24 protein-coding genes are annotated in these 24535 nt (G+C 62.5%); 7 read left to right on the top strand and 17 right to left on the bottom strand.

Annotated elements, in window-relative coordinates:
• Positions 1 to 12: 12 nt before the first annotated feature.
• From L630_RS0102425 to L630_RS0102440, 4 genes are read right to left on the bottom strand one after another with little or no spacing between them, the layout of a single operon-like run.
• The gene (locus L630_RS0102425) at positions 13 to 1074 is read right to left on the bottom strand and encodes an ABC transporter ATP-binding protein (RefSeq protein ID WP_024846696.1); all 1062 of its coding nucleotides are present in this window, start codon (positions 1072 to 1074) and stop codon (positions 13 to 15) included.
• A 10-nt stretch (positions 1075 to 1084) separates the two neighbouring features.
• Positions 1085 to 1900, bottom strand: a complete 816-nt coding sequence (locus L630_RS0102430; protein WP_024846697.1) for an ABC transporter permease — start codon at positions 1898 to 1900, stop codon at positions 1085 to 1087.
• Positions 1900 to 2802 carry an ABC transporter permease gene (locus L630_RS0102435; RefSeq protein WP_051473072.1) on the bottom strand — a complete coding sequence of 301 codons (903 nt, stop codon included), beginning with the start codon at positions 2800 to 2802 and terminating at the stop codon, positions 1900 to 1902. The genes L630_RS0102430 and L630_RS0102435 overlap by 1 nt, the downstream gene beginning before the upstream one ends.
• A 38-nt stretch (positions 2803 to 2840) precedes the next feature.
• A complete protein-coding gene (locus tag L630_RS0102440) occupies positions 2841 to 3896 on the bottom strand; it encodes an extracellular solute-binding protein (RefSeq protein ID WP_024846699.1) in 1056 nt (351 codons plus the stop codon).
• Positions 3897 to 4013: 117 nt separating this feature from the next.
• Between L630_RS0102440 and L630_RS0102445 the strand changes: the two genes are divergently transcribed.
• Complete coding sequence (locus L630_RS0102445) at positions 4014 to 4916, top strand: LysR substrate-binding domain-containing protein (protein WP_024846700.1); 903 nt, start codon at positions 4014 to 4016, stop codon at positions 4914 to 4916.
• A gap of 12 nt (positions 4917 to 4928) precedes the next feature.
• On the opposite strand, the gene L630_RS0102450 is transcribed toward L630_RS0102445, so the two are convergent.
• Positions 4929 to 5633: an isochorismatase family protein gene (locus L630_RS0102450; protein ID WP_024846701.1), complete on the bottom strand. Its 705-nt coding sequence runs from the start codon at positions 5631 to 5633 to the stop codon at positions 4929 to 4931.
• A gap of 142 nt (positions 5634 to 5775) precedes the next feature.
• Here L630_RS0102450 and L630_RS0102455 point away from each other — a divergent pair, with 142 nt between their 5' ends.
• Positions 5776 to 6669, top strand: coding sequence for a LysR family transcriptional regulator (locus L630_RS0102455; protein ID WP_024846702.1), 894 nt, complete (start codon positions 5776 to 5778; stop codon positions 6667 to 6669).
• Between the two features lie 232 nt (positions 6670 to 6901).
• Here L630_RS0102455 and L630_RS0102460 read toward each other — a convergent pair whose 3' ends face one another.
• The 6 genes from L630_RS0102460 to L630_RS0102485 all read right to left on the bottom strand — a co-directional run bounded on the left by L630_RS0102460 (position 6902) and on the right by L630_RS0102485 (position 12413).
• The gene (locus L630_RS0102460) at positions 6902 to 7129 is read right to left on the bottom strand and encodes a hypothetical protein (protein ID WP_024846703.1); all 228 of its coding nucleotides are present in this window, start codon (positions 7127 to 7129) and stop codon (positions 6902 to 6904) included.
• 407 nt (positions 7130 to 7536) lie between these two features.
• Positions 7537 to 8124, bottom strand: a complete 588-nt coding sequence (locus L630_RS0102465) for a DJ-1/PfpI family protein (protein ID WP_024846704.1) — start codon at positions 8122 to 8124, stop codon at positions 7537 to 7539.
• 64 nt (positions 8125 to 8188) lie between these two features.
• Positions 8189 to 9157 (bottom strand): substrate-binding domain-containing protein, encoded by a 969-nt coding sequence (locus L630_RS0102470; RefSeq protein WP_024846705.1) that lies wholly within the window; start codon positions 9155 to 9157, stop codon positions 8189 to 8191.
• Positions 9158 to 9188: 31 nt separating this feature from the next.
• Positions 9189 to 10184, bottom strand: a complete 996-nt coding sequence (locus L630_RS0102475; protein ID WP_024846706.1) for an ABC transporter permease — start codon at positions 10182 to 10184, stop codon at positions 9189 to 9191.
• Positions 10150 to 11733, bottom strand: a complete 1584-nt coding sequence (locus tag L630_RS0102480; RefSeq protein ID WP_024846707.1) for a sugar ABC transporter ATP-binding protein — start codon at positions 11731 to 11733, stop codon at positions 10150 to 10152. Before L630_RS0102480 ends, L630_RS0102475 begins: the two co-directional genes overlap by 35 nt.
• A complete protein-coding gene (locus L630_RS0102485) occupies positions 11730 to 12413 on the bottom strand; it encodes a GntR family transcriptional regulator (RefSeq protein ID WP_024846708.1) in 684 nt (227 codons plus the stop codon). Before L630_RS0102485 ends, L630_RS0102480 begins: the two co-directional genes overlap by 4 nt.
• 178 nt (positions 12414 to 12591) lie before the next feature.
• On the opposite strand from L630_RS0102485, the gene L630_RS0102490 reads away from it, so the two are divergent.
• The 3 genes from L630_RS0102490 to L630_RS0102500 are packed head-to-tail and all read left to right on the top strand — an operon-like array spanning position 12592 to position 16145.
• Entirely contained in the window at positions 12592 to 13788 is a 1197-nt protein-coding gene (locus tag L630_RS0102490; RefSeq protein ID WP_024846709.1) for an iron-containing alcohol dehydrogenase, read from the top strand.
• A 17-nt stretch (positions 13789 to 13805) separates the two neighbouring features.
• The gene (locus tag L630_RS0102495) at positions 13806 to 15269 is read left to right on the top strand and encodes an NAD-dependent succinate-semialdehyde dehydrogenase (RefSeq protein ID WP_024846710.1); all 1464 of its coding nucleotides are present in this window, start codon (positions 13806 to 13808) and stop codon (positions 15267 to 15269) included.
• A 39-nt stretch (positions 15270 to 15308) separates the two neighbouring features.
• Positions 15309 to 16145: an alpha/beta hydrolase gene (locus L630_RS0102500; RefSeq protein WP_024846711.1), complete on the top strand. Its 837-nt coding sequence runs from the start codon at positions 15309 to 15311 to the stop codon at positions 16143 to 16145.
• 42 nt (positions 16146 to 16187) lie between these two features.
• On the opposite strand, the gene L630_RS0102505 is transcribed toward L630_RS0102500, so the two are convergent.
• The 5 genes from L630_RS0102505 to L630_RS0102525 form a co-directional block, all read right to left on the bottom strand.
• The gene (locus tag L630_RS0102505; protein ID WP_024846712.1) at positions 16188 to 17705 is read right to left on the bottom strand and encodes a tripartite tricarboxylate transporter permease; all 1518 of its coding nucleotides are present in this window, start codon (positions 17703 to 17705) and stop codon (positions 16188 to 16190) included.
• 9 nt (positions 17706 to 17714) lie between these two features.
• Entirely contained in the window at positions 17715 to 18185 is a 471-nt protein-coding gene (locus L630_RS0102510; protein ID WP_024846713.1) for a tripartite tricarboxylate transporter TctB family protein, read from the bottom strand.
• 77 nt (positions 18186 to 18262) lie between these two features.
• Positions 18263 to 19228, bottom strand: a complete 966-nt coding sequence (locus L630_RS0102515) for a tripartite tricarboxylate transporter substrate binding protein (RefSeq protein ID WP_034329144.1) — start codon at positions 19226 to 19228, stop codon at positions 18263 to 18265.
• Between the two features lie 85 nt (positions 19229 to 19313).
• Entirely contained in the window at positions 19314 to 20063 is a 750-nt protein-coding gene (locus L630_RS0102520) for an SDR family oxidoreductase (RefSeq protein WP_024846715.1), read from the bottom strand.
• A gap of 37 nt (positions 20064 to 20100) precedes the next feature.
• The gene (locus tag L630_RS0102525) at positions 20101 to 21228 is read right to left on the bottom strand and encodes an iron-containing alcohol dehydrogenase (RefSeq protein WP_024846716.1); all 1128 of its coding nucleotides are present in this window, start codon (positions 21226 to 21228) and stop codon (positions 20101 to 20103) included.
• A 392-nt stretch (positions 21229 to 21620) separates the two neighbouring features.
• Here L630_RS0102525 and L630_RS0102530 point away from each other — a divergent pair, with 392 nt between their 5' ends.
• A complete protein-coding gene (locus tag L630_RS0102530) occupies positions 21621 to 23141 on the top strand; it encodes an aldehyde dehydrogenase (NADP(+)) (protein ID WP_024846717.1) in 1521 nt (506 codons plus the stop codon).
• A 36-nt stretch (positions 23142 to 23177) separates the two neighbouring features.
• The gene (locus L630_RS0102535; protein ID WP_024846718.1) at positions 23178 to 23987 is read left to right on the top strand and encodes an IclR family transcriptional regulator; all 810 of its coding nucleotides are present in this window, start codon (positions 23178 to 23180) and stop codon (positions 23985 to 23987) included.
• Between the two features lie 120 nt (positions 23988 to 24107).
• Here L630_RS0102535 and L630_RS0102540 read toward each other — a convergent pair whose 3' ends face one another.
• Positions 24108 to 24533 (bottom strand): universal stress protein, encoded by a 426-nt coding sequence (locus tag L630_RS0102540; RefSeq protein ID WP_024846719.1) that lies wholly within the window; start codon positions 24531 to 24533, stop codon positions 24108 to 24110.
• Positions 24534 to 24535: the final 2 nt, after the last annotated feature.

The following is a 24535-nucleotide window of genomic DNA, read 5'->3' on the forward strand; positions in this document are numbered from 1 at the left end:
TTTTCCGAGATGTCAGTGTTCGCTTACAATCACTCCGGCCGACGCAGGCCAGTGCAGCCAGGCTTTTGCACCCTTGGGCAGGACTTCCGGCCCGCCCAGACCCGGCGCAACCGCACGGGCGGTGAGGGTCAGGCCGGCATCCGTGCGCAGCTGATATTCGACCGCAGCACCGTGATAGGTCATAATTTCGACCGTACCGGAGAGGTTGTTCTCGCCCTCGACCGCCTCCGCCGAAATGCCGATCACCTCCGGCCGCAGCGCGAGGAAGCAGTTGCCTACGAGTTGTTTTTGCCCCGCAAGGCGCAGCGCGGTGCCACCTTCCATCTCAAAACTCCCCTGCACGATGCGTCCCGGCAGAAGGTTGGGAACGCCGAGGAAGCGCGCGGCAAAGGCGGATCGCGGCTGGTTGTAGAGCTCGTCGGGCGAGCCGATCTGCTCCACCTTGCCGTTGTACATCAGCACCATCCGGTCCGAGGTGCTCATCGCTTCGTCCTGGTCATGGGTGACGAAGATCGTGGTCAGCCCAAGCGACTGCTGCAGCTGACGGATCTCGATCTTCATTTCCTGGCGCAGCGACGCGTCCAGGTTGGACAGCGGCTCGTCGAGGAGCAGGACATCCGGTTCGATTACCAGCGCGCGGGCAAGCGCCACGCGCTGCTGCTGGCCGCCCGACAGCTGCTTGGGCAGGCGGTCGGCATATTGCGCAAGGCGCACGCGAGCGAGCGCTTCCTGTACCTTCTTCTCGGCATCGGCGCGGTTGACCTTGCGCATCTCAAGCCCGAAGGCGACGTTCTGCGCGATCGTCATGTGAGGAAACAGGGCGTAGTTCTGGAACACGAAGCCCATATTGCGCCGGTTTGGCGGCAGGCCGGTCACGTCGCGTCCGCCGACAGTGATCTTGCCGCTGGTGGCATCGACGAAACCGCCGATCATGCGCAGCGTCGTCGTCTTGCCGCAGCCCGACGGACCGAGCAGCGAGATCAGCTCGCCATCGGCGATGCGCAGCGACATGTTCTGCACCACCACCGCCGGGCCGTAGTGTTTCGCAACTTCCTGAAGCACAACTTCCGACATGATATTCCTCTCAGAAAGCCCGGCTGAGTTTGACGTAACGATCGGTGATCAGCAGCAGGAGGGTGATGAGCGAGATCTGCACAGTGGCCACTGCACCGATGGTGGAATCGAAGTTCCACTCCAGATAGTTGATGAGCGCGATCTGCAGCGTCGTGCTGTTCGGCCCGACGAGGAAGATCGACTTCTCGAGATCGATGAACGAATTGACGAAGGCGAAGAGCGAGCCTGCGATCACGCCCGGCTTGATCACCGGCAAGGTGATGCGGAAGAAGATCGTCAACGGGCCTGCGCCGAGGCTGCTTGCCGCCTCCTCGATCGAGGGATTGACGGAAATCATCGAGGTGGTCACCAGCCGGATCATCCACGGCAGCGCGATCAGGCTGTGCGCCATGATCAGGCCGAGGCTGGAACCGGCGACCTGAATGCCGGTCAGGAATTCGATCTCAAGGAAGAACACGAAGATTGCGCTGCCGCCCACGATGGCCGGCACGACAATCGGCGACATCAGAAGCGTGTTGACCAAATCCCGGCCGGCGAAGCGGCCACGAACCAGCGCGAAGCTCGCCGGCAGTCCCAGCACGAGCGCTACGAGCGTCGCGATCATGCTGGTGCGGAAGCTGAGGAAGAAGCCGTTGCGGAAGTCCGACAGCTCCCATGCGCGGGTGTACCAGTCGAGGGTGTAGCCCTGCGGCGGGAAGGACAGGATCTTGTTGGAGAAGAAGCTCATCCAGACGATGAAGACCAGCGGCAGCAGGATGAAGCCGATGACCAGGCTGCTGAAGAGCGTGTAGGCCCAGCGGGTGTTGTTTGCCGAAGCGCCCGACATCATTCACTCCATTTCCGGTACTTACGCTGCACCAGCGCCGAAACCCAGATCGTCAGGCAGAGGGTCACCGCCATCAGGATGAAGGAGAGCGCGGCGCCGAAGGGCCAGTTCATCACCTTGGCGATCTGCTGGTAGACGGTCGGCGCCATCATGTGGAAGGTCGGGCCGCCGATCAGCACCGGCGTCGCATAGGCGTTCATCGACAGGATGAAGCAGAGGACCGAACCGGACAGGATGCCCGGCAGCGCCAGCGGCAACACGATGCGTCGCATGATGGTGACATGATTTGCGCCGAGGCTGAGGCCTGCATCTTCCAGATTGCGGTCGATCGCCTCGAAGACGCTGTTGAGGGTGATGATCATGAACGGCAGCAAGACGGAGACGAGGCCGATCACCACGCCCGGGGCGGAGTACATCAGCCCGAGTTCGCCCTCGTAGCCGAAGAAACCGAGAATGGCAGCGAGAACGCCGTGATCATTGAGGATCAGCATCCACGCTGATGTTCTCACTGCATTACCGATCAGCAGCGGAACGAGGATGAAGATGAGCAGCATCCGCTTGGCGAAATCGCCCACGTAGCGGGCCAGAAAATACGCCACCGGGGCGCCGAAGATCAGGCAGATCGCCGTCGACAGCGCGGAGATCCATATCGTGCGCCAGAGCACACCCTGATAGAAGCTGTCGGTGAAGAACTTGACGTAGTTCTCCAGCGTGAAGGCGCTGATCATCAGCTCCGCGGGATCGTAGATGTTCAGCGAGTTGCGAAGCATCAGCGCCAGCGGCAGGAGAAGCCCGAGCGCCACGAGGATCATAGCCGGTGCTGACAGCATCGGAATTCCCAGCCGGATGGCCACCCCTTTCGGGGCGGCACCGCGAGCCGGTTCGGCGACCGTGTCGGTCATGCGCGTACTCTTTTCAGACTATGGCTTGCTTGCTCGGATCAGGCAGCGAAGGTCTTGTTCCACCATTCGAGCCAGCCAGCGGTGTTTTCCGCGACATAGGCGTAGTCGAGGAACTGCATCGTCGCGCGCTCCTCAGCGCTGAAGTCAACCAGCTGGCGCAGCTCGTCCGTGAGGGCTGCGTTGGGGTTCGCGGGCGCGTAGAGGCTCGCCTCGGCGAGGCCCGCCATTGCGACCGGATCAAGCAGCGCGTCGAGATAGGCGTAACCCGGCTCCGGGTTTGCCGCGAATTCGGTCAGGCTGACGCCGAAGGTGACGGCGATCGCGCCCTCCTCCGGGTACTGGATGCCGAGCGGCAGCCCATCCTTGGCCCACTGCAGGCCACGCGCCTTGTAGTTGATGGCAATGTCGACTTCGCCGTTCGCCAGGCCCGCCTGCAGCTGCTGGTGAGCAGCGTAGAGGCGCGGCTTGCTCTCTGTGGCCAGCTTCTCGAGGAGCGACTTGCCCTCCTCAGCGCTGGTCATGTTGCCCTTGGCAACGAGGCCAGCCATCATCATGTAGTTGAAGTAGAGCTGGTTGGCAAGGCCGATGCGGCCCGCCCACTTCGGGTCCCACAGCTCAGCGTAGGACTTCGGCGGCTCCTTCACCTTGTCGGCGTTGTAAATGATGACGACACCGCTGTAGAGCCACGGCACGAAATACGGGCTCTTGAGCTCTTCAACGACACCGGCGTAGTTCGGGATCTTGGAATGGTCGAGATCCGCAACCACGCCCTGCTGCTTCAGCTCGAAAGCGTCGGCGCTGTTGACGTGGATCACGTCGGCCGAAGCACGGCGAATGCGCTTTTCGCTCAGCAACTTTGCCTTGCGCTCCGGCTCCATGCCCAAGTCGCGGACAACGGAATAACCCTTGTCTTCCAGCAGCGGCTTCTCGACGTACTTGATGGTGCGCTCGTTCCAGTCACCACCCCAGTTCGAGACGACGACCGTACCGCCGGCGGCATGGGCGCCGCGCGGCATCAGCGCCGGCATTGCTGCACCTGCGAGAAGCAGGCTCATCATGCGGCGACGGGACATTGAAAGGCGTTCTTCTGTCATAGCTGGTTCCCCTGACCTTGTTGGCTCTTTGCCTCACGATGGGTCCTCCGTTGCTAATTGTAAAATATTAATTTCGGCGTTATTCATTCTGTAAAGCTATTAATCGCCGGGCAAAATATGAGCATCGAGCTGCGCCACCTGCGCGCTTTTTCAGCACTGGGGAAAGAACTGCACTTTGGACGAGCAGCTGACGTGCTTAACATCGCGCAGCCAGCTCTTTCCAAAATTATTCAACAGCTTGAACAGGAGATCGGAACGCCACTCCTGATTCGCACGACACGGCGCGTAGAGCTAACGGAAGCCGGAAAAGTGTTCCTGGCGGAAGCCGGCGGCCTCGAAAGTCAACTGCGCAAGGCTGTCGACAGTTCGCGTCATGCCGCGCGGGGCGTGAGGGGCGAATTGAAGATCGCCTACACCGACTTTGCCATCAACGGAAAGCTGCCACACGTGCTCCGTGACTTCGCCGGACTACATCCAGACATCCGGCTCGATCTCGTCTTCATGCCGACCACGGCACAGCAGACTTCGCTACTGCAGCAAAAGATCGACATCGGCTTCATGATCGGCCAATTCCAGCATCCGATGATGCGGCAGTTCACCTTTGACGAGGACGACTTTGTCGCATTGCTGCCATCGTCCCATCCGCTCTGCGCCTACGAAACGCTGAAGCTGGAACAGCTGTCCGGCGAGGATTTCGTGATGGGCGCCACCGAGAACTGGGCGGCCTTCCGCAGCATCATGTTCGCGCAATGCCGCAGCCACGGCTTCTTCCCGAACATCGTGATGGAAGCCTCGAACACCGAGGGCATCATGGGGCTGGTCGTTGCGGGCGTCGGGGTGACGATCTATTCAAGCTGCGTGGCCAACATGCCGCGCGCGGGCGTCGAAGTGCGTCCGATCAGCAATATCAGCAGCCGCTTGCCGGTCACCACCGTCTGGGATCGCAGCAACAAGTCGAAGGTCTTGGTGACCTTCCTGAATTTCCTGCGCCGCCCGGAACGAGTAGCGGCGCAGGAATAGGCTCAACGAGGCTTAGGCCTTGAGGCTGTTCAGGTAGGTGACGCAGTCGTCAACGCCGACCACGTCGCCGAACTTGGCGTCGATGTCGAAGAGGTTCCAGGCAACGGCGCCCGGCACGCGGTCACCAATCGCTTCCTTGACCGCGATGGTCCGGAAGCCGTCGGCGATACCGTCGCAGATCGTCTGGCGCACGCAGGCGCAGGCCGTCACGCCGGTCACGAGGATGGTGTCGACGTTAGCCGCACGCAGGATGCCGGCGAGTTCGGTGCCGTGGAAGGCCGACGCGCGCTTCTTCAGCAGCGTGTACTCGCCCTCGACCGGCGCGATGCGGCTGTCGATCGCCCACAGGTCCTTGTCCTTCAGGTCGACGACGTCGACCGGGATCTTGTCGTGCCACAGGCCCATGTCGGTGAACGGCGCCTTGCGATCGGTGATCTCGTAGGCGGTGGTGACGTGGATCACCGGCAGGCCGTTGGCGCGGAACGCAGCCAGGAGCTTCTGCATTGCCGGGATGATCTCGTTGTCCATCTTCTCCTGGTCGCAGGTGAAGGGATTACCCGGGCGGGTCCAGGCGTTGGCGAGGTCGACCGAAACCAGGGCCGGACGCTTGCCGAAGCCGACGCGGCGCTGGAAGCCGCGCTGCTGGTAAAGCGCGGTGGCCGCATCGAAAGCCTGCTGCAGCAGGCGATCCAGTTCTTTCACATCGAAATCTTGCATTTTGACGCTCCGTCTTGGGGGACATGCGATGCTGTCTTCTCAGCACCTTCTGACCCCACAGTGCTGGGGGACGAAGCAAAAATGAAATGGTCATTCGGCAACGATTGATGCATACGATGCATCAGGAAAAACGGGCCGCGCCATGCAGAACATTCCGGGCATCGAACTTGTCAGTTCCTTCCTCGTCGTCGCCGAGGAGCTGAACTTCCGCCGCAGCGCCGAGCGGCTGAACCTCGACCAGTCGGCACTGAGCCGCCGCATCCAGAAGCTCGAGCATTTTCTCGGCTTCAAGCTTCTTGAAAGAAACACCCGAGAGGTAGCGCTGACGCCCGCCGGTCAGTCCTTCTATCGCGACAATGCCGCCATGGCTGACTCCTACCGCGAGGCCGTGCGCGCCGCGCGCCGCGTCGCCGCCGGGCATCGCGAGGATCTGCGCATCGGCTACATGACCTTCGCCGCCCCACGTCTGATGCCGCAGGCGCTCGCGAAATATCACGCCCGCTATCCCTATGTGCGGCTATCCACCACCTACATGCGTACCCAGGCGCAGCGTCTGGCCCTGGCCAAGAACGAGCTCGACGTCGGCTTCATGATCGATCGCTTCGACCACAGCGATTTCCAAAGCGTCACCCTGTCCGACGAGCCCCTTTATGCGGTCCTGCCACAAGGTCACGCGTTGGCAGAAAAGGCGACGGTCCTGCCGCAGGATCTGGCGGATGAGTCGCTTGTCTTGGGCGAAATGCAGGAATGGGATGAATATCGCTGGCGGCTCGAGGGCCTGTTCAGCGCCGAGGGACTGGCGCTGCAGCCGAAGTTTGAGGCGACGCACACGCTCGCCATTGGCGGCATGGTCGCGGCCGGGCTGGGTTACACGATCTTCCCGGAGAGCCTGACCGGCTTTCTCGGCAGCGACGTCGTCACCCGCCCCATCGACCACCCGAAATTCCGTTCCCCCATCGCACTCGTCTGGCGCACAAGCAACTCGGCACCGGAGCTCGCCGATTTCATACGGGTTGTGACGGGGGAGCAGGGCTAACTCCCGTCCGTCCCTGGCGTCTATTCGCCAGGACTCAGTTGCGCGATCGTTAAGTGAGGCATGGGACGGAGTCTGACCGCCCGAAGAGACACCCGTAAGGGAGAAACGACCGCGCTGGCGAATTTTCCCCCGCCACGGCTGTGATCATCCGCAGCGGGAGTATTGGGAGCCGGCCCCTACTGCGCGGGCGTCACGCTCGTCGCGTACAGCAGATTGACGTAGTCGTCATTGTTCAGATCGATCGTGCCGGGGTCTGCATGCTCCACGTCACGTTCACCCTCTGACCGATCCGGACCCAGGACAAGTCCTGATCCTGTGGCAGCTGATAGACATCCCCGCCCCAGATCCAGATCTCATTGCCGTTTACCGCGAGAACATAGCCCGTACTGGTGAACGCGGACGCCTCAGATGCGGAAAACATCAGCGCGGCAGTCAGGGCCGACAGAAGAATGCGCTTCATCCTCTTCTCTCCTGTATCGGGATTCGGACGCGCTCGAACTGCCGCGCTTAACCGACGCGGCAGTCGCACATCGCTATTGAATATAATATATCTAGCTACAAGGCAGCTCAGAACTGCGCGACACCGTCTAGATAGGTAGCCGAATTCAATAATATCAGTTTATTATTGTCTATTGTTGTAAACCACGTGAGAGATCGCGTGTAGTCCCTCACAAGGTTGAAGGCTTGTGTTCTCGAATACGCGGGCGCGGGCGCAGCCCCCCGCCGGGATCGTGCAACACACGTCCCTGTCCGTCCATTACAGGGCGCAAACTTGGTTATATCGCCTCGCTTCAAACAGGATCGGCTCCAGCCGCAAAGGCCGGAGCCGCTAATTCCCAAACAGGAGGTTGCCTGCCCGTCTTCAGGTCAGGAATGGGTGATCTTGGTGCCCAGGACGTTGAGGCATTCGCGCATGAAGGCCGCGAGGCCGGTCCAGCCCTTGGCGGACACCATGTTGCCGTCGACATAAGCCTCAGTCGGCTTGACGTCGATGTAGATGCCGCCGACGGCGGTGACTTCCGGCTCGCAGGCGCCGAGACCGGCCACCTTGCGGCCCTTCAGCACGCCTGGAACCGCCATCAGGATCTGGACACCGTGGCAGATCGTGAAGATCGGCTTTCCCGTCTCGTGGAAGTGGCGAACGATGTCCTGGATGCGCTTGTCGGTACGGATGTATTCCGGCCCGCGGCCGCCGGCGCAGTAGACCGCGTCATACTCCTCGACCCGGATTTCCGAGAAGGTCTTGTTGATGTCGGCATAGTGGCCGAGCTTCTCGGTGTAGGTCTGGTCGCCCTCAAAGTCGTGCAGCGAGGTCTTGATGCGATCGCCCGCCTTCTTGTCGGGGCAGACGACGTGAACGGTATGGCCCACCGCTTCCATGCCCTGCTGGAAGACGTAGATCTCGTATTCTTCAGTAAATTCGCCGGTGAGCATCAGGATCTTCTTGCCGCTCATATCGGTCTCCTCAAACGTGGTCTGGAAAAAGGGCGCCCGCCTGGTGCGGGCGCCGCTCGCTGGATCAGAACGGTGAATCCGGGAAGTAGAACTGGTCTGCGTTCTCCGGCGTGATCAGCGGTGCATCGAGCTTGAACGAGCCGCGCATCGGCGCCTGGCCGGCGAACTGCCCAGCGGTCATGTAGATCGCCGACTTGATCATGGACGGCGGATACGGCGTCGAGATCGGCGTGCGCTCGTTCTTCTCCTTCACCATCTCGATGACCTGCTTCATGCCGTTGCCGCCGAGCGCGTACTTGATGTCCTTGCGGCCGGCCTGGTCGACGGCTTCGATCACGCCGAGCAGCATGTCGTCGTCATTCGCCCAAACAGCATCGATCTTCGGGTACTTGGCGAGGTAGTCCTGCATCAGGGTGAAGGCCTCGTCCTGGTTCCAGTTCGCATACTGGATGTCGAGGATCTTGATCTTGGTCTCGGCGATCACGTCCGAGAAGCCCTGGATGCGCTCGTCGTCGATGACGGTCGGAATGCCGCGCAGGACGACGATCTCGCCCTCGTTGCCGAGCTTGTCGGCGAGCCAGCGGGCGGTATTCGCGCCGACGGCGATGTTGTCGCCTGCAACGTAGAGATCCTGGACCGAAGGATCGGTCAGGCCGCGGTCAACGACGGTGATGAAGGTGCCCTTGGCCTTCACCTGCTCGACGGGGCCGGTGAGCTCCTCGGAGGTAAACGGCAGGATCACAAGCGCGTCGAGCTTGCGGGTCGCAGACAGGTCCTCAAGCGAAGATACCTGAGCAGTCGCGGATGATGCGGTCGAAACGACCACGTCGATGTTCGGGAAGGCCGCTTCGATTTCCTTCTCGGCCTGCTCGGCGTGGTAGACGACGCCGCCGGTCCAGCCGTGGGTAGCCGCCGGAATGGAAACGGCGATGGTCACGTCGCGCTCCTGTGCAACCGCCGCGCCGAGTGGCAGTGCCAGACTGAGGGCAACGGCCGACGCGAGCATCCGCGCCTTCTGTGTAAGCATGCTCATGTTTCTCCTCCACATTGTAGTTCCGCTGTCATCAGCGATTGCTTGTGAAGCGGTGCGCGAGCATCGCAATTATGATAATTGCGCCCTGCACCGCGGCAACGAGGTACTCGGAGACCATGTCCGACAGGACCATGACGTTCGCGATGACCTCGAGTATGAGGGCCCCCGCCACGGAGCCCCATATGCGACCCTTGCCTCCTCTAAGCAGGGTGCCACCGATCACCACGGCAGTGATGACCTGAAGTTCCCACAACTGGCCGGTCGTGGGCGTTGCAGCGCCAAGGCGCGGCACGTAACAGATTGCGGCCACGGCAACGCAGAGGCCCTGAATGACATACGCGATCGTGCGCACCCGGCCGACATTGACGCCCGAGAAGCGCGCGACTTCGGAGTTCGAACCCGACGAGACCAATCGGCGGCCATACTTCGTCCGGTAAAGGATGAAGGCACCCAGCAGCACGACGACCAGCGTGATCAGCACAGGGTACGGAATACCAAGGAAGTTGCCGAAGTAGACCGGGCGGTAGGCTTCGCGCAGGCTGCGGTCGATCGGCAGCGAACCACCATCCGTCATGAAGGTGATGAAGGCGCGGAAAATGCCCATCGTGCCCAAGGTGACGATGAAAGGCTCGATCCGGCCGACGGTTATGATGAGACCGTTGAACAGCCCGCACAGCGCGCCGACACATATCGCAACGCCCGCCCCCATCACGATCGCCCAGCCGCCATAGGCGGGGGCAAGGCCATTCATCACCATGATCATGATGCCCGTGACAAACGCCATCATCGAGCCGACCGACAGGTCGAGGCCGCCCGACGAGATCACGAATGTGGCGCCCACCGCGATGATCGCAATGAAGGCAGAGCGCGTGATCACGTTGATCAGGTTCGCGCTTGAGGTGAAGTTCGAATTGATCAGCGCGCCGAGGAGAACGATCACCGCAAGAGCGATGAACGGAGCAAAGTCCGCCCAGCGAATGCGGTTTCCTTCGTCAGCGGTCGCGACTGATGCGGTCGCTGTTGTCATAGGCTTCCTCCCCCGCCGTCCCGCGTATGCCGGACGTGGCGGCATAGATGACGGTCTTTTCATTGATCTCGTCGCCGGTCAGTTCCGCGACGACCCTCCCGTTGCGCATGACGAGCACGCGGTCTGCGAGACCGACCAGCTCCTGCATTTCCGACGAAATGACGATGCAGGCCTTCCCCTCCCGCACCATCTTGTCGATGAAGTCGTAGATCTGGCTCTTGTTGCCGATGTCGATGCCACGTGTCGGCTCGTCAATGATCACAACCGACGGATTGGTCATCATCACCTTGGCAAGCAACAGCTTCTGCTGGTTGCCGCCGGACAGCTGGCCCGCGGTCAGCGTCAGCGAGCGCACGCGTATGTCGTATTCGGACACCGCCTGCTTGAGCGCGGACATCTCAGCGCGTCGATTGAGCACCGTGCTCGGGTTGACGCTGTCGAGCGCCTGAAGCGTCAGGTTCGGGCCAAGTTCCTCGTCAAGCAGCAGCCCTTTGCCCTTGCGATCTTCGGTCAGATAGACGAGCCCCGCGTCCATCAGCGAGCGAACCGATCGCTCAGCAATGTCCTTGCCGTTGACCCGCACCCTTGCGGCGGTCGACGGCCGAAGCCCCATCAGGCCTTCAATAAGTTCGGTGCGGCCTGAGCCGATCATGCCGCCGATGCCGAGAACCTCTCCGGGGCGAACCGAGAACGATGCTTTCCAGGCGCCATGCTCGACTTCAAGGTCGGAGACTTCCAGAATGGACGCGGCCGTGGTCGCTTCGCGCTTGTGCGGATAGAGCATGTCGAGCTCGCGGCCGACCATCAGCTCCGCCATCTGGCGCTGGCTGAGGTTTTCGGCCGGCCAGGTGCCGATCATGCGCCCATCGCGGAGCACAGTAATTCGGTCGGCCAGCGCTTCCACCTCTTCGAGGCGATGGGAAATGTAGAGGACGGCGACGCCATGTGCACGCAGGCTGCGGACGATATCGAGCAGCGCATCTACCTCGTCATTGGCGAGGACTGCAGTCGGTTCGTCAAGAATAACAACCTTGTGCTCGTTGAGGAGCGCGCGGGCGATCTGGACGAGCTGGCGCTGCGCGAGCGGCAGGTCGCCGACCCGGTCGTTCGGACGGGCTACGGAACCGACGCGCGCCAGCAACTCGGCGGTACGCCGGTTCATGGCGCGGTCATCCACCATCCAGCCGCGCGTCAATTCGCGACCAAGATAAAGATTCTGCGCAACAGTAAGGTCGGGTGCGAGCAGGATCTCCTGGTGCACGAGGACGATCCCGGCAGCCTCGGCCTCTACGGCGTCAGTGAACTGAACCGGATTGCCTTCGATGAACATACGCCCGGTCGTTGGCTGCACGTGTCCCGACAAGAGCTTCATCAGCGTCGACTTGCCGGCGCCGTTCTCGCCGATGATCGCATGAACCTCGCCAGCCATGATGTCGAGGGTGACGTCCGACAAGACGGTAATCGGCCCATAGGCCTTACCTAACCCCTCGGCCCGCATGGCAACCTGCTGCGGCGGCGGGTTGTGTTCTATGTCGACCAGCGCGCTCATTCGAAAGCCGAGAGCAGGCGGTCGCGCGACCGCTCGATGTGGACGTACATGGCCTGATAGGCCGTTTGCGGGTCGCGGTTGCGGAACGCTTCGAGCAGCGCGTCGTGCTCCTCGAGCGCTTCCTGAGTCACCCGCGTGTGAAACATCAGCCGGAAGATGTGCAGGTGCACATGCTGGTTGAACAGGGTCGAGCGGATGATCTCGTTGCCCGATATCCGCATGATGTCGTCGTGGAACTTGGCATCAGCCCGCGCAAAGCGGGAGTAGCGGGTATTGCGGTCAACCGGCGGCTCGCCGCTGCCCATATCAGCCGCGCCCGTTTCCAGTTCGCGCAGTGCCTCCGGCGTCATGTTGATGGCCGCAAGCCGAGCCCCTTCGGGCTCGAGAAGAAGACGGAACGCGTAGAGATCCTCAAACTGCTTGCGCGTCCACTGCGGCGCGGCGCTGTAACCAATGAGGTGCTCCTTGCGAACGAGCCCCTCACGCTCAAGTCGGCTCAGGGCCTCGCGGACGGGCGTCTGCGACACGCCGAGATCACGTGCGAGCACATCGATCGGGATACGCGCTCCAGGCGCGATCTCCAGCGACATGAGGCGGTGGTAGATAATGTCATAGACGCCATCAACGACACTGCCGGGCCTGCTAATGCCCTGTCGCGCGTCCCTTTCCGCTACTGCCACTTCTGCCTCCGAAGTCACCATGCAGAAATATGTTGCATCAGGGGTATCCTATGTCAAATAAAATATCGTATACGATTTCATATACGATTTTCGGACGTGCCTTGGCGGTCCGTAAGAACAAGAAGTCCGCTTTGCGCTCGGCAGGATGGCGCTTGGCGGCGCAGGGAGGAGAGAGGGAATGAATCTGTTTGGCACGATAAGGGCGCCACGCGAACTGGTATTCGGCAGCGGCCAGCGGCACGCTCTGGGTCGCATCGCCAGCTCCATGGGAAAGCGCGCGCTGGTCGTGACCGACGCACGCCTTGCCGTCGACGCACAGTTTCTGGCGATGGTCGATGATCTGCGGAAGTCTGGCGTCGAGGTACGTGTTGACAGCTCCACCCTGCCCGACGTTCCGGTCCACTCCGCAAGCGAAAGCGCGGATGCCGCGCGCGACTTTGCCCCCGAAATCGTCATTGGGGTCGGTGGCGGATCGTGTCTCGACATGGCGAAGTGCGTTGCCATTCTCCTGACCCATGGGGGTAAGCCGCAGGATTACTACGGCGAGCACAATGTGCCGGGCCCAGTCCTGCCCATCATCGCCCTACCGACCACAGCCGGGACCGGCTCGGAGGTAACGCCGGTGGCCGTCCTGTCCGACGCCGAACGCATGCTGAAGGTCGGCGTCTCCAGCCCCCACATTATCCCTACGGTGTCGATCTGCGACCCGGACCTTACCCTCTCCTGCCCCCCCGGACTGACCGCCATCGCCGGCGCCGATGCGATGACCCACGCGATCGAGGCTTACACGGCAATCCGCCGCGACGCCGTACCTGGCATTGCGCGTGACCGGGTCTTTGTCGGCAAGAACGACTTTTCTGATCACCTTGCTTTGCGGGCAATCGTCCTGCTGTGGGAAGGCCTCGAATCAGCCTGCAAAGATGGCTCGAACGCGGCCGCCCGCGAGAAGGTGATGATGGGCGCAACGCTTGCGGGCCTTGCCTTCGGCGTTGCCGGTACGGCAGCCGCCCATGCCATTCAGTATCCCGTCGGGGCCCTCACCCACACCGCGCACGGCTCGGGGGTCGCTTGCCTGATGCCCTACGTGATGCGATGGAACCGGCCGTCGATCGAGACGGAACTCACCGAGATCGCACAGGCAATCGGACTGTCGACCGATGAGCTGATCCCGGCGATTGCCGGCCTGTTTGGCCGGATCGGCATACCACCGACGCTCCGTGACCTCGGGCTCGCCGAGGATCGTCTCGACTGGACCGCCGAACAAAGCTGCGGCATCGCCCGCCTCATCCAGAACAATCCCCGCCCCCTCCCCCTGCCCGACATGCGCAGGCTGCTCGAAGCCGCCTACACCGGCGACGCCAGCCTGATCGACTGACACCGGAAGGAAGCCAGATGAACATTGAACGCAGCATTCCTAACTTTGCCGATCCTTCGCTTCACGCCCGCGGACTTTATATCGGCGGGCAATGGGAGGCCGGTGGCGGCATTCCAGTTGTCGATCCATCGACGGGCAGGACGCTTGCCGAGGTCCCGGATGCCACCGTCGCGGACGCGATGCGGGCCGTCGATGCGGCCGAGAAGGCGGCCGAGGGGTGGCGTGCGACACCAGCCCGCCAGCGCGCGGAAATCCTGCGCCGCTGGTTCGAACTGATGACCCGCCACGCCGAGGAACTGGCGCATTTGATCTCGCTCGAGAACGGCAAGGCCCTGCCTGATGCACGTGGTGAAGTAGCCTATGCGGCGGAATTCTTCCGCTGGTACAGCGAGGAGGCCTCCCGCATTCCCGGCGAGCATCGTCATACGCCATCCGGCTCGCACAACATCCTTGTCGACCATGAGCCGATTGGCATTTCCCTGCTGATCACGCCATGGAATTTCCCTGCGGCGATGGCGACACGCAAGATTGGCCCCGCGCTTGCCGCGGGCTGCACTGTCATCCTGAAGCCGGCGTCTGAGACCCCGCTGACGGCTTATGCGATGGCCCGGCTCGGCGAAGAGGCAGGCGTGCCTGCCGGCGTCGTCAATGTCATGACCACGACCAATCCGGGCGCGGTGACGAGCGCTATGCTGGCGGATCCGCGCGTGCGCAAGCTCTCCTTTACCGGGTCGACCGGCGTCGGCCGCATCCTGCTTGCCGAGGCTGCGAAGTCGGTCGTCAGCTGCTCGATGGAACTCGGCGGCAATGCCCCCTTCATCGTCTTCGACGACGCCGACCTCGACGCAGCGCTCGATGGCGCGATGGTCGCAAAGATGCGCAATGCCGGCGAGGCCTGCACCGCTGCCAATCGCTTCTATGTGCAGTCCGGCATTCATGACGCCTTCGTCGCGGGACTGACTGAACGCATGGCGGCGCTGAAGGTTGGACCCGGCACTGATCCCGGCACCCAATGCGGCCCGATGATCACGAAGAAGGCCGTCGAGAAGATCGATCGCCTCGTCTCGGAAGCTGTCAGCCGCGGGGCGCGTGTGCACACAGGAGGTGCGCCGCTCCCGGGCAGCGGCTTCTACTACCCGCCTACTGTGCTCGACAACGTCCCGGTGGACGCTTCGATGGCAAGCGAGGAGATCTTTGGTCCGGTGGCACCGGTCTACAGGTTCGAAACCGAGGACGAAGCGGTCCGCCTTGCCAACGACACGGAGTACGGCCTGGCCGCCTACATCTACTCCCGGGACCTCAAGCGCGCGATGCGGGTCGGCAAGCGCATCGAGACCGGCATGCTTGGGATCAATCGCGGCCTGATGTCGGATCCAGCTGCCCCCTTCGGCGGTGTCAAGCAGAGCGGCCTGGGCCGCGAGGGTGGCGTCACCGGCATCCTCGAATTCATGGAGGCAAAGTATTACGCCGTGGAGTTCTAGCGGCTAGATTGCCGGACCAAGGACCAACGCGAGGGACACATGAAGGGCCAGGATCCATATCTTATCCGCGACTTCGTCGAGGACTTTGACTCGATTTCTGAGGAATTCGCGAGACGTAGCCGCGCGCTCTCCGAGCGGGTGAGGATGCGGACGGACGTGCCTTATGGCGAGCGGCCGCGCGAAACGCTGGACCTTCTGTTTCCCGACAACGTCGCCGAGGGCGCGCCGCTGCATGTGTTCGTGCACGGCGGCTACTGGCGATCGGGCGAGAAGGAACTGTACCGGCTCGTCGCGGAAACGCCGCTCTCGGCCGGCGCGATCACAGCGATGGTTGAGTACGATCTGATGCCGGGCCAGCGTCTCCCCACCCTCGTCGGGCAAGTCCGGCGCGCGCTGATCTGGCTGCAGGAGAACGCAGCTTCCTTCGGCGCTGATCCCAACCGCATTAGCGTGAGCGGCCATTCGGCAGGAGCGCACCTGTCGTCATACCTCGCTGCCATTGGCACCGGCGAAACACAGCCAAAGCTGCCGCAGATCAAGGCGATGCTGCTCCTGAGCGGCATCTATGACCTCAAGGACATTCCCGACAGTTTCCTCAGGAACGAAGCCGCGATGACGCATGAAGAGGCGGCATTGTGGTCGCCACTGTCCTCGACGCAGCTGCCAGGCCCGCATCGCATCATCGCCTTTGGTGGTGATGAGACCCCGCCGTTCCTCGAGCAGGCTGCGGCACTTGAGGAAAAACTGCGCGCCTCCGGCCAGAGCACGGAACTGCTTAACGTGTCGTCGAGGAACCACATGAACGTTGTTCTCGATCTGGCTGATCCTGCGAGCCGACTGGGCAAAGCCCTGATCGAGTGCATCCGCAGGAGCTAGCGGCGGGTGAAGCCCCCCGCCCCGCCGCTAGTCTGTCCATCGTCACGGCTTGGGTTCTTCCGGAACCCAAGCCGCCTCTTCCCTCTCCCTTGGCCTGATCCAGGACCAGATTATCGCGACCCAGATCAGGCAGAACAGCACGAAGATCCCAAACGCCACCGGGCGATTGACGAAGTCCAGCAGGTTGCCCTGCGACTTGATCAGGGTCGAGATGAGGTTCTTTTCCAGGATTGGTCCGATCACGATGCCGAGCACGCATGGGGCGATCGGAATTCCGTTCTCCTCCATCAGGTATCCGACGATGCCGAAGACCAGCATGATCGTCACGCCATAAACCGCGTTGTTCGAGGCGAATGCGCCGACGATGCAGAAGATCAGGATCAGCGGCATCAGCACCTGCTTGGGCACCCGCAGGATGTTTTTCGACAGCTTGATGAGCCCCCAGCCGAGCGGAACCATGATCAGGTTCGCCAGGATGAAGATCAGGAAGACCGCGTATATGGTCTGCGGGTTGAACATGAACAGGGTCGGGCCCGGGTTCATGCCCTTCACATAAAGTACGCCGATCACGATCGCCGTAATAGTGTCGCCCGGTATGCCGAAGACCAGTGCGGGGACCCATGCGCTGGAAAGCGAGGCATTATTGGCCGCCGCAGCTTCAATTACGCCTTCGACGTGCCCTTCCCCGTACTTCTCCGGTGTCTTCGAGAACCGCCTGCTGACCGCATAGCTGACATAGGCCGCAACGTCAGCGCCAGCTCCCGGCAGGATGCCGATCGCCGTGCCGGTGACATTCCCGCGCAGCGATTGCGCCCAGTAGTTCTTCAGCATCCATCCCCAATCGCGGAAGATGTTGCCGACGGCCCTCGGGGCACCTTCTGTTGCCCCCGTACCGGCCATGACTGTGCGCAGCACTTCCGAGATCGCGAAGATGCCGATCATCACCGGAATGAAGTCGATGCCGGCCAGCATCTCGGTGGAGCCAAACGTCAGTCGCGGAATCCCGGCCGGATTGTTGAGGCCTACTGAAGCTACAGTTAGGCCAATGAAGAGGCTGAGCAGCCCCCGGGCTGGGTTCGATGCGCCCATAAACACCGCACAAGTGAGGCCGAGCAGCGCGATCCAGAAATATTCTGGCGACGAGAACTTGATCGCGAACTCGGCAAGGCTCGGCGCGGCAAAAATGAGCACGAGGGTACCGAATAGCCCCCCAAGTGCGGAGAAGAGCACGCAAGCGCCGAGCCCAAGCTCCGCCTTCCCCTTTTGGGTCAGACGGTATGTGTCTTCCACGTAAGCGGCCGATGCGGGCGTTCCCGGAATTCGCAGCAGCGCACCGGGGATGTCGCCGGCAAAGATTGCCATGGCAGAGCACGCCACCATCGCGCCGACCGCTGCCACTGGCTCCATAAAGAAGGTGAGCGGCACAAGCATCGCAGTCGCCATCGTGGCGGTCAGGCCGGGAATGGCACCAACGAACAGTCCGAAGATGGAGGCGAGCAAAACGGAGAAAATCACATCCCAGGTCGTCACGAGTCCGAAAGCTTGAGCGATTGCATCCATGTCCGCCTCCTACCAGGGCAACCGGGGCATGATGCCCGATGGCAGAGGGACCAGAAGCAAGGTCCGGAAAATGAAGTCGCAGGCAAGGCTGGCGAATATCGCGAGCACGACCGCCTTCAGGAGCGAGACTCTGAGGATCAGGAACATGCACAACGTGATCAGGAACGCTGTTGGAATGAAGCCGAGACGCTTCGAAAACAGAATGTAGAAGACAATCAAGAGGATCGTCGCGAGTGCTGCAGCAAGCGCGCGCGGGTTCCGCAGGTTCTCGGAAAGAAAGACAGGCGGCTCCTTGCCGCTTCGCCATCCCACGTAGATGAGCCGTGCGGAGCACGCGATCATTCCAAGGGCAATCATGAAAGGAAAGGTCGAGGCTCCATAGTTCTGCCCCGGGATCGACGGGAGCTCGTACGAATACCAGCCTAGCGCAATGCCAGCCACGAGGAAGATGGCTCCCAGCATGCTGTCGCTAAAACGCATCCGCAGCACCTCGGTAAGAGTTCATGCAAGGTGAGCGCAGGCCCGCTGCAGCAGCGGGCCTGCATTGAGGCGGCAAATCACTTCGCGAGGCCAATGGCCTTCATCGTCTCGCCGAAGTTGACGTCGTTGGTCGCCATGAATTTCCCGAACTCTTCGCCGGGAAGGAAGCGAGCCCCGAAGCCCTGCTTGCTCATGAAGCCTTGGAAGTCTTCGCTGTTGTAGACGGTCTCCAAAGCACTGACGAGGCGATCGCGCACATCATCCGGCAGCCCCTTCGGAGCCACTATCCCGCGCCACGCGCCGAACTCCCAGTCAGAACCGGACTCTTCTTTCAGTGTCGGAACGTCAGGAAACAGCTGGGAGCGCTCACTGCTCATGTACGCCAGCGACTTGACGCGCCCCGCCTCGATCAGCGCGCGCGCCTCGACGAGCGATGACGGCACGATGTCGACGCCGCCGGCAAGCAGCTCCTGCAGACCGCTCGCGGCACCGTCGCTGGGGACCCAGGTCACCTTGGAGGCATCCGTTCCCGCAGCGTTCAGCATGCCGGCGATGGCGACATGCCAGCTCGATCCCTGCCCGCTGCCGGTCGCCTTGAATGTCCCGGCCGGGGAATCATTGATCGCCTTGAGCAGGTCGCCCACCGTCTTGTATTCGGAATCCGCCGACACCTGGACGCCCGCCGGATCCGTGTTCATCAGGGCAAGCGGCGTGTAGACATTGTAGTCGAGCTCGGTGAGGCCCAGCCAGTGCATCAGGTTGACCTCGGTGGTAGCAAGGCCAAGCGTGTAGCCGTCGGGATCTGCCTCGGCCATGGCGGCGTGACCGACAACGCCCGAACCACCCGTGCGGTTGACTACATTGACCGGCTGACCAAGTTCCTTCTCGAGGCCCACCGCAATGAGGCGCGCAACGGCGTCCGTGCCGCCGCCTGCACCCCATGCCACATAGAGAGTGATCGGCCGTTCCGGATAATCGGCTAGCGCCGGCACAGCCGTCCCCGCCAGGGCAACCGAAACAAGAATGCTCTTTAACAGCTTCATATGCTCTCCTCCCAGATTGACTCTGTTCAACAGCTCCCGCGTTCCCCGGTGCCCTCCCAGTTCGGAGCCGCGCGTTTCCTCTTCCTCAGAAACCTCCAGAAACCGTGATCGTCGTGCCCGTGATGAAGGCGGCTCCCGGTGAAGCCAGCCAGACCACGGCGCGCGCAATATCCTCGGGCTCGGCAATGCGGCCCATCGGCGTCAGAGCCGCGATCTTGCCAGGCCGCTCCGGGTTTCCTTCGGTCTGGTGAATCCTCGTGTTCGTCGTGCCCACACGTATAGCGTTGACCCTGATGCCTTCGGGAGCAAGTTCCTTGCCGCTTCCGGCGGTCAGCGTCTCGAGCGCCCCCTTCGAGGCGGCGTAGTGGATGTACTCGTTCGGGCTGCCGAGCGCCGCCGCGATGGACGAGATGTTGATGATCGCTCCACCGCTGCCGCCCTTCCTGGTCGACATCCGCGCCGCCGCCTGCTGCGTGCAGTAGAAGGCTCCGAAGGTATTGACAGCGAAGGTCGCCATCAGCCGCTCCGGCGTCAGCTCCTCAAGGCGCGAAGCTTGGCCGATGATGCCGGCGTTGTTGACGAGGCAGGTAATGGGCCCGAGCGCGGCGTCGCATTCCTCGAACAGCCTCGCCACCTCGCCATGGTCGCCGACATCCGCGGCAACAGCGACGGCCCTCACACCTGCCGCCTCGCAGTCAGCGACAACGGCGGCCGCCGCATCATGATCTGCCCGGTAGTTGACGCAGATGTTGTAGCCCTCGGCAGCAAGCATCCTTGCAGTTGCAGCGCCAATCCCATGACCGGCTCCAGTTACGAGTGCCACGCCCCGCTTCATCGACGTCGCTCCAGGGTCAACACCTTTTGCCACCTCCTCACATCACGCTTCCCAGGATCGATGCGTAGTCGCCGTGTGTCAGCGGCTTCGGATTGGTCTGATGGCTGTGATCCGCCAGCGCCCGCTCGCAGGTCCAGTCGAACACCTCACGCGTCACCCCGAGCGTGGACAGCTTCGCCGGTATCCCGAGGTTCACGTTGAGGGCATCGAGCGCGTCAGCAAGACCGCCAGCTTCCAGCCCCACCTCTCGTTCGAGCCGCGCGATCTTGTCCGCGGCAACCGGATCGTCCCGGTTTACCCGCACGACCGGCGGCATCAGGATCGCGTTGAGGGTCCCGTGGTGGAGCTTCAGTTCCTTGAGGCCCCCGAGCGCATGGCTGAGCGCATGCACTGCGCCGAGGCCCTTCTGGAAGGTAAGGCCGCCCTGTAGCGCGCCCATCATCATTTCCGTGCGTGCGCCAATGTCGGACCCGTCGGAGAAGGCCTTCGGCAAGGCTTGCCAGATGCGCCTGAACCCATCGACGGCGATTGCATCGGCCGGAGGGTTGAATCGGGGCGAAAGATAAGTCTCGATGCAATGCGACAGCGCATCGAGACCCGTCGCGGCCGTCAAGAACGGCGGAAGCCCGAGAGTCAGTTCGGGGTCGCAAATGGCGCGGCGGGGAATGAGATACCCGCTGATAAAACCGAGCTTGCGTCCATCGTCGAGCGTGATCAGCGCCGCGCGTCCGACTTCCGAGCCGGTTCCTGCCGTCGTCGGCACGGCGATGACGGGAGCCACGGCGCTGGTGATCTTCGGAATGCCGCCGAGGATGGCAGCATATTGCTCCAGGTCCCCCTCATGGGTGGCGAGCAGAGCCACGCCCTTGGCAAGATCAATCGGCGATCCGCCGCCGATCGCGACGATCCCGTCGCACCCGTTGTCGCGGTAGACGGACAGGGCCGCTTTGACCGCGGACTCGGTTGGATTGGTAGGAACGTCCAGAAAGCGGGGCGCCGTGGCGACGGGGCCGAGGGACGGATGGTCGAGGATGCCGGTCGCCTTGATACCGTTGTCGCTGACCACCAGCGGACGGGTGATCCCGAGTTCCTGCATGGAGGCCGCAAGAGACGCGAGCGCGCCGGGGCCGAAGTTGATGCTGGTCAGGTAGTTGATGAGGTGCATTTGCTCTCCGTCACGCCGAATTCCCGGGCTACAGAATGCAGAAATCTTGGGCTCCGCGGCACTTGTCGCGGGGTCGGGGTTCTTTGACAGTCACGATGAGGAAGCCGGCGCTTAAGCCCAAGGCTCCCGTAGCTCCACCCCCGTCACGAACTCCTCCCTCGAGTCACTCAACTTCTGCTGTCACGAACGTCCATAATATGGACGAATTGCCCAAGGATCGTTGCCGAGGTTGGATGTCTTGTCAACCTCAGATGCGTGCTAGCCAGAAGTTACTTCAGGTTGACTCATCCGGCGGCGAAATGCCAATCAGTATGTGGAAGAGTTGACCATATGATGGACGTGGCGCTCCCCGTGCTTCGGGTCACACCGGCGCCAGCTTACGGAGGTTTCGAATGTCCTACACGCCGCACGGAAAGCACCTCATTGCGGGCTCCTGGCGACAGGGAACGCGCACCTTCCAGTCATCGCCGGCAACCGGCAGCCCGCATCCGTTCAGCGTGGGCACCGTGGCCGATGTCGATGACGCCTGCCGCGCGGCCGAAGAGGCGTTTGCGAGCTACGGCTATCTTCCGGCCAGCGCTCGCGCGGAGTTCCTCAACGCGATCGCAGACGAGATCGAGGCACGCGCAGACGCCATCACCGAGATCGGCACGCAGGAAACCGGACTTCCCGAAGGCCGCCTCGTCGGCGAACGCGGTCGCACAGTCGGTCAGCTCCGGCTGTTCGCTCAGCATATCCTCGCGGGACAGTACCTCGACCGCCGCGTTGACCCCGCCCTTCCCGACCGCCGTCCCGCACCGCGGCCAGAACTGCGCATGATGCAGCGCCCGATCGGCCCGGTGGCCGTTTTCGGCGCGTCCAACTTTCCGCTCGCATTCTCGACCGCTGGCGGCGATACGGCGGCCGCGCTGGCTGCCGGCTGCCCGGTCGTCGTCAAGGGTCACTCCGCGCACCCCGGGACTGGTGAAATCGTCGCCGAAGCGATCGATGCCGCAAGGCAGCGGCTGGGCCTTCATCCCGGCGTATTCTCCTTGGTTCAGGGCGGCAATCGCGAGGTGGGCAGCGCCCTGGTGCAGCACCCGTTGATCAAGGCCGTCGGCTTTACCGGCTCGCTTCGCGGCGGCCGCGCCCTGTTCGATCTCTGCGCTGCACGGCCGGAGCCGATCCCCTTTTTCGGCGAGCTCGGCTCGATCAATCCGATGTTCATGCTCCCGACGGCGGTCGCTGCGCGTGGCGCGGAAATCGGCACCGGCTGGGCGGAGTCCCTCGCCCTCGGCGCCGGCCAGTTCTGTACCAATCCGGGCGTTGCATTCGCCATTGAGGGCGATGGGCTGGATGCGCTTCTCCAGGCCGCTGTTGCCACGCTGCAGACGACCCAGTCGCAGACGATGCTGACCGACGACATCGCCTCAGCATTTGCCAAGGGTGCCGCGGCAGCGACCGAGACTCCCGGAGCGGAAATTCTTGTCCGCGCAGAGTGCAGCGGCCGTTCCGCTGCCCCCGTGCTGCTGAAGGTTTCGGCCGAGACGTGGCGGGCAAATCCGGACCTCGCCCACGAGGTTTTTGGGCCGTTTGGCATCATCGTGACCGTACGTGACGCCGACGAGATGCTGGAACTCGCCAGCGCATTCGAAGGCCAGCTTACCGCGACGCTCCACATGGACGCGGGTGACGTCGCCCTTGCGGGACGCCTCCTTCCCGTACTCGAGCGGAAGGCGGGACGCGTGATCGCCAATGGGTTCCCCACCGGCGTGGAAGTCTGCGATGCCATGGTCCACGGCGGTCCCTACCCCGCTTCGACGAATTTCGGCGCGACCTCGGTGGGCACGCTGTCGATCAGGCGCTTCCTGCGCCCGGTCTGCTACCAGAACCTGCCGGCGGAGCTCGTTGACCTCATCGAGTCCCGAGCCTAAGGGGGAGACTTCTGCTCTCGTGAAAGGTTCGCCGCAATGACGAAGCGCTTGGCTGCGCAAGGGGAAAAGTCTGCCGCCGCCCAGGTTCAGGGGACGGCGGCATTCACGAAGTTCATGACCGTGCTGCAGGCGATTGCCGACAACCCCGGCGAACTCGACATTGGCAAACTGACAAGGCTCGTCCAGTTTCCCCGGGCGACCACCTATCGCATCGTCGCCGGGCTAATCGCCGAAGGGCTTGTCACCCAGGATGAAGAGACTGGCTCCTTCGCCCTCGGTATGCGGCTGATCCGCCTTGCCTCGAAGTCCTGGGAAAAGTCGGATCTTCGCACAATCGCGCGGCCGTTCATCGAAGCCCTGCGCAACGCGACGAACGAGACCGTGCACCTTGCGGTCCCGAGCGGCGACGGCATGGCTTATATTGACAAGCTGGAGAGCCCGAACGCCGTGCGCATGATGACCCGCATTGGCGCGCGGGTCGAATTCCACTCAACCTCGGTCGGCAAGGCATATCTCGCTGCCCTGCCGGACGAGCAGGCGAGACGGATCATCTCCACCTTGGAGATGCCGCGTTTTACCCAGCATACGTTCACCGATCCCGAGGCGTTCTATCAGGAGATCTGCAAGACCCGCCAGCGCGGCTATTCCTATGACCACGAGGAGAACGAACCCGACATTCGCTGTTTCGGCAGCATGATCCGCGACAGGTCAGGTCAGCCGGTCGCGTGCGTGAGCATCAGCATTCCCCTCTACCGCTACTCGGAGGACCGCCACGACGACTTCGCGCGCCTCATCCGCGACACCGCCGCCTCGATCTCCGACGCACTGGCGAATGTCGTTTCCTAAGTCGGGCGCCTGAGCTTGTGATCGCATGGCTGAACGGGTTAGAGGCCCATCGACTAGCGCGCCGCTAAAACCCGCCTGCCACCTGCCCGAGGACCAGACCGCGACGATGCCGCGTCCGAGCTATCTGACCACGTGTACGGACATGCTCGCGTGGCGGGCGACGCGTGCCGCGTTGGGGCCGAGAAGGTAGTTCTCGGGCCCGGGCTTCGACGCGAGCATGACGATCAGGTCGGCCTTGCAGACTCCCGCATAGTGCAGGATCTCCCGGTAGATCGAGCCGTGGCCGACGATGTGGCGGTGCTTGACCTCCTTGGGCACATGCACCTTGGTGAACTCGTGCAGCGCCGCGTTCGCCTGCTCGATCGCCTGCTTTTCATGCCCCTTCGGGAAGAAGCCGCCGACGATCGACATGCCATAGTCCGGCACCACGGTCAGGACGTGCAGGTTGGCGCCGGTGAACCTTGCGAGCTCGACAGCCGTCCGGATTGCCTTCTGCTCCGCCTCGGCCTCTCCAAGATCGATCGAAACCAGAATGTTCTTGTACATCG

This window comes from Aminobacter sp. J41 (assembly GCF_000526635.1).
In the GTDB taxonomy this organism is placed as follows: Bacteria; Pseudomonadota; Alphaproteobacteria; order Rhizobiales; family Rhizobiaceae; genus Aerobium.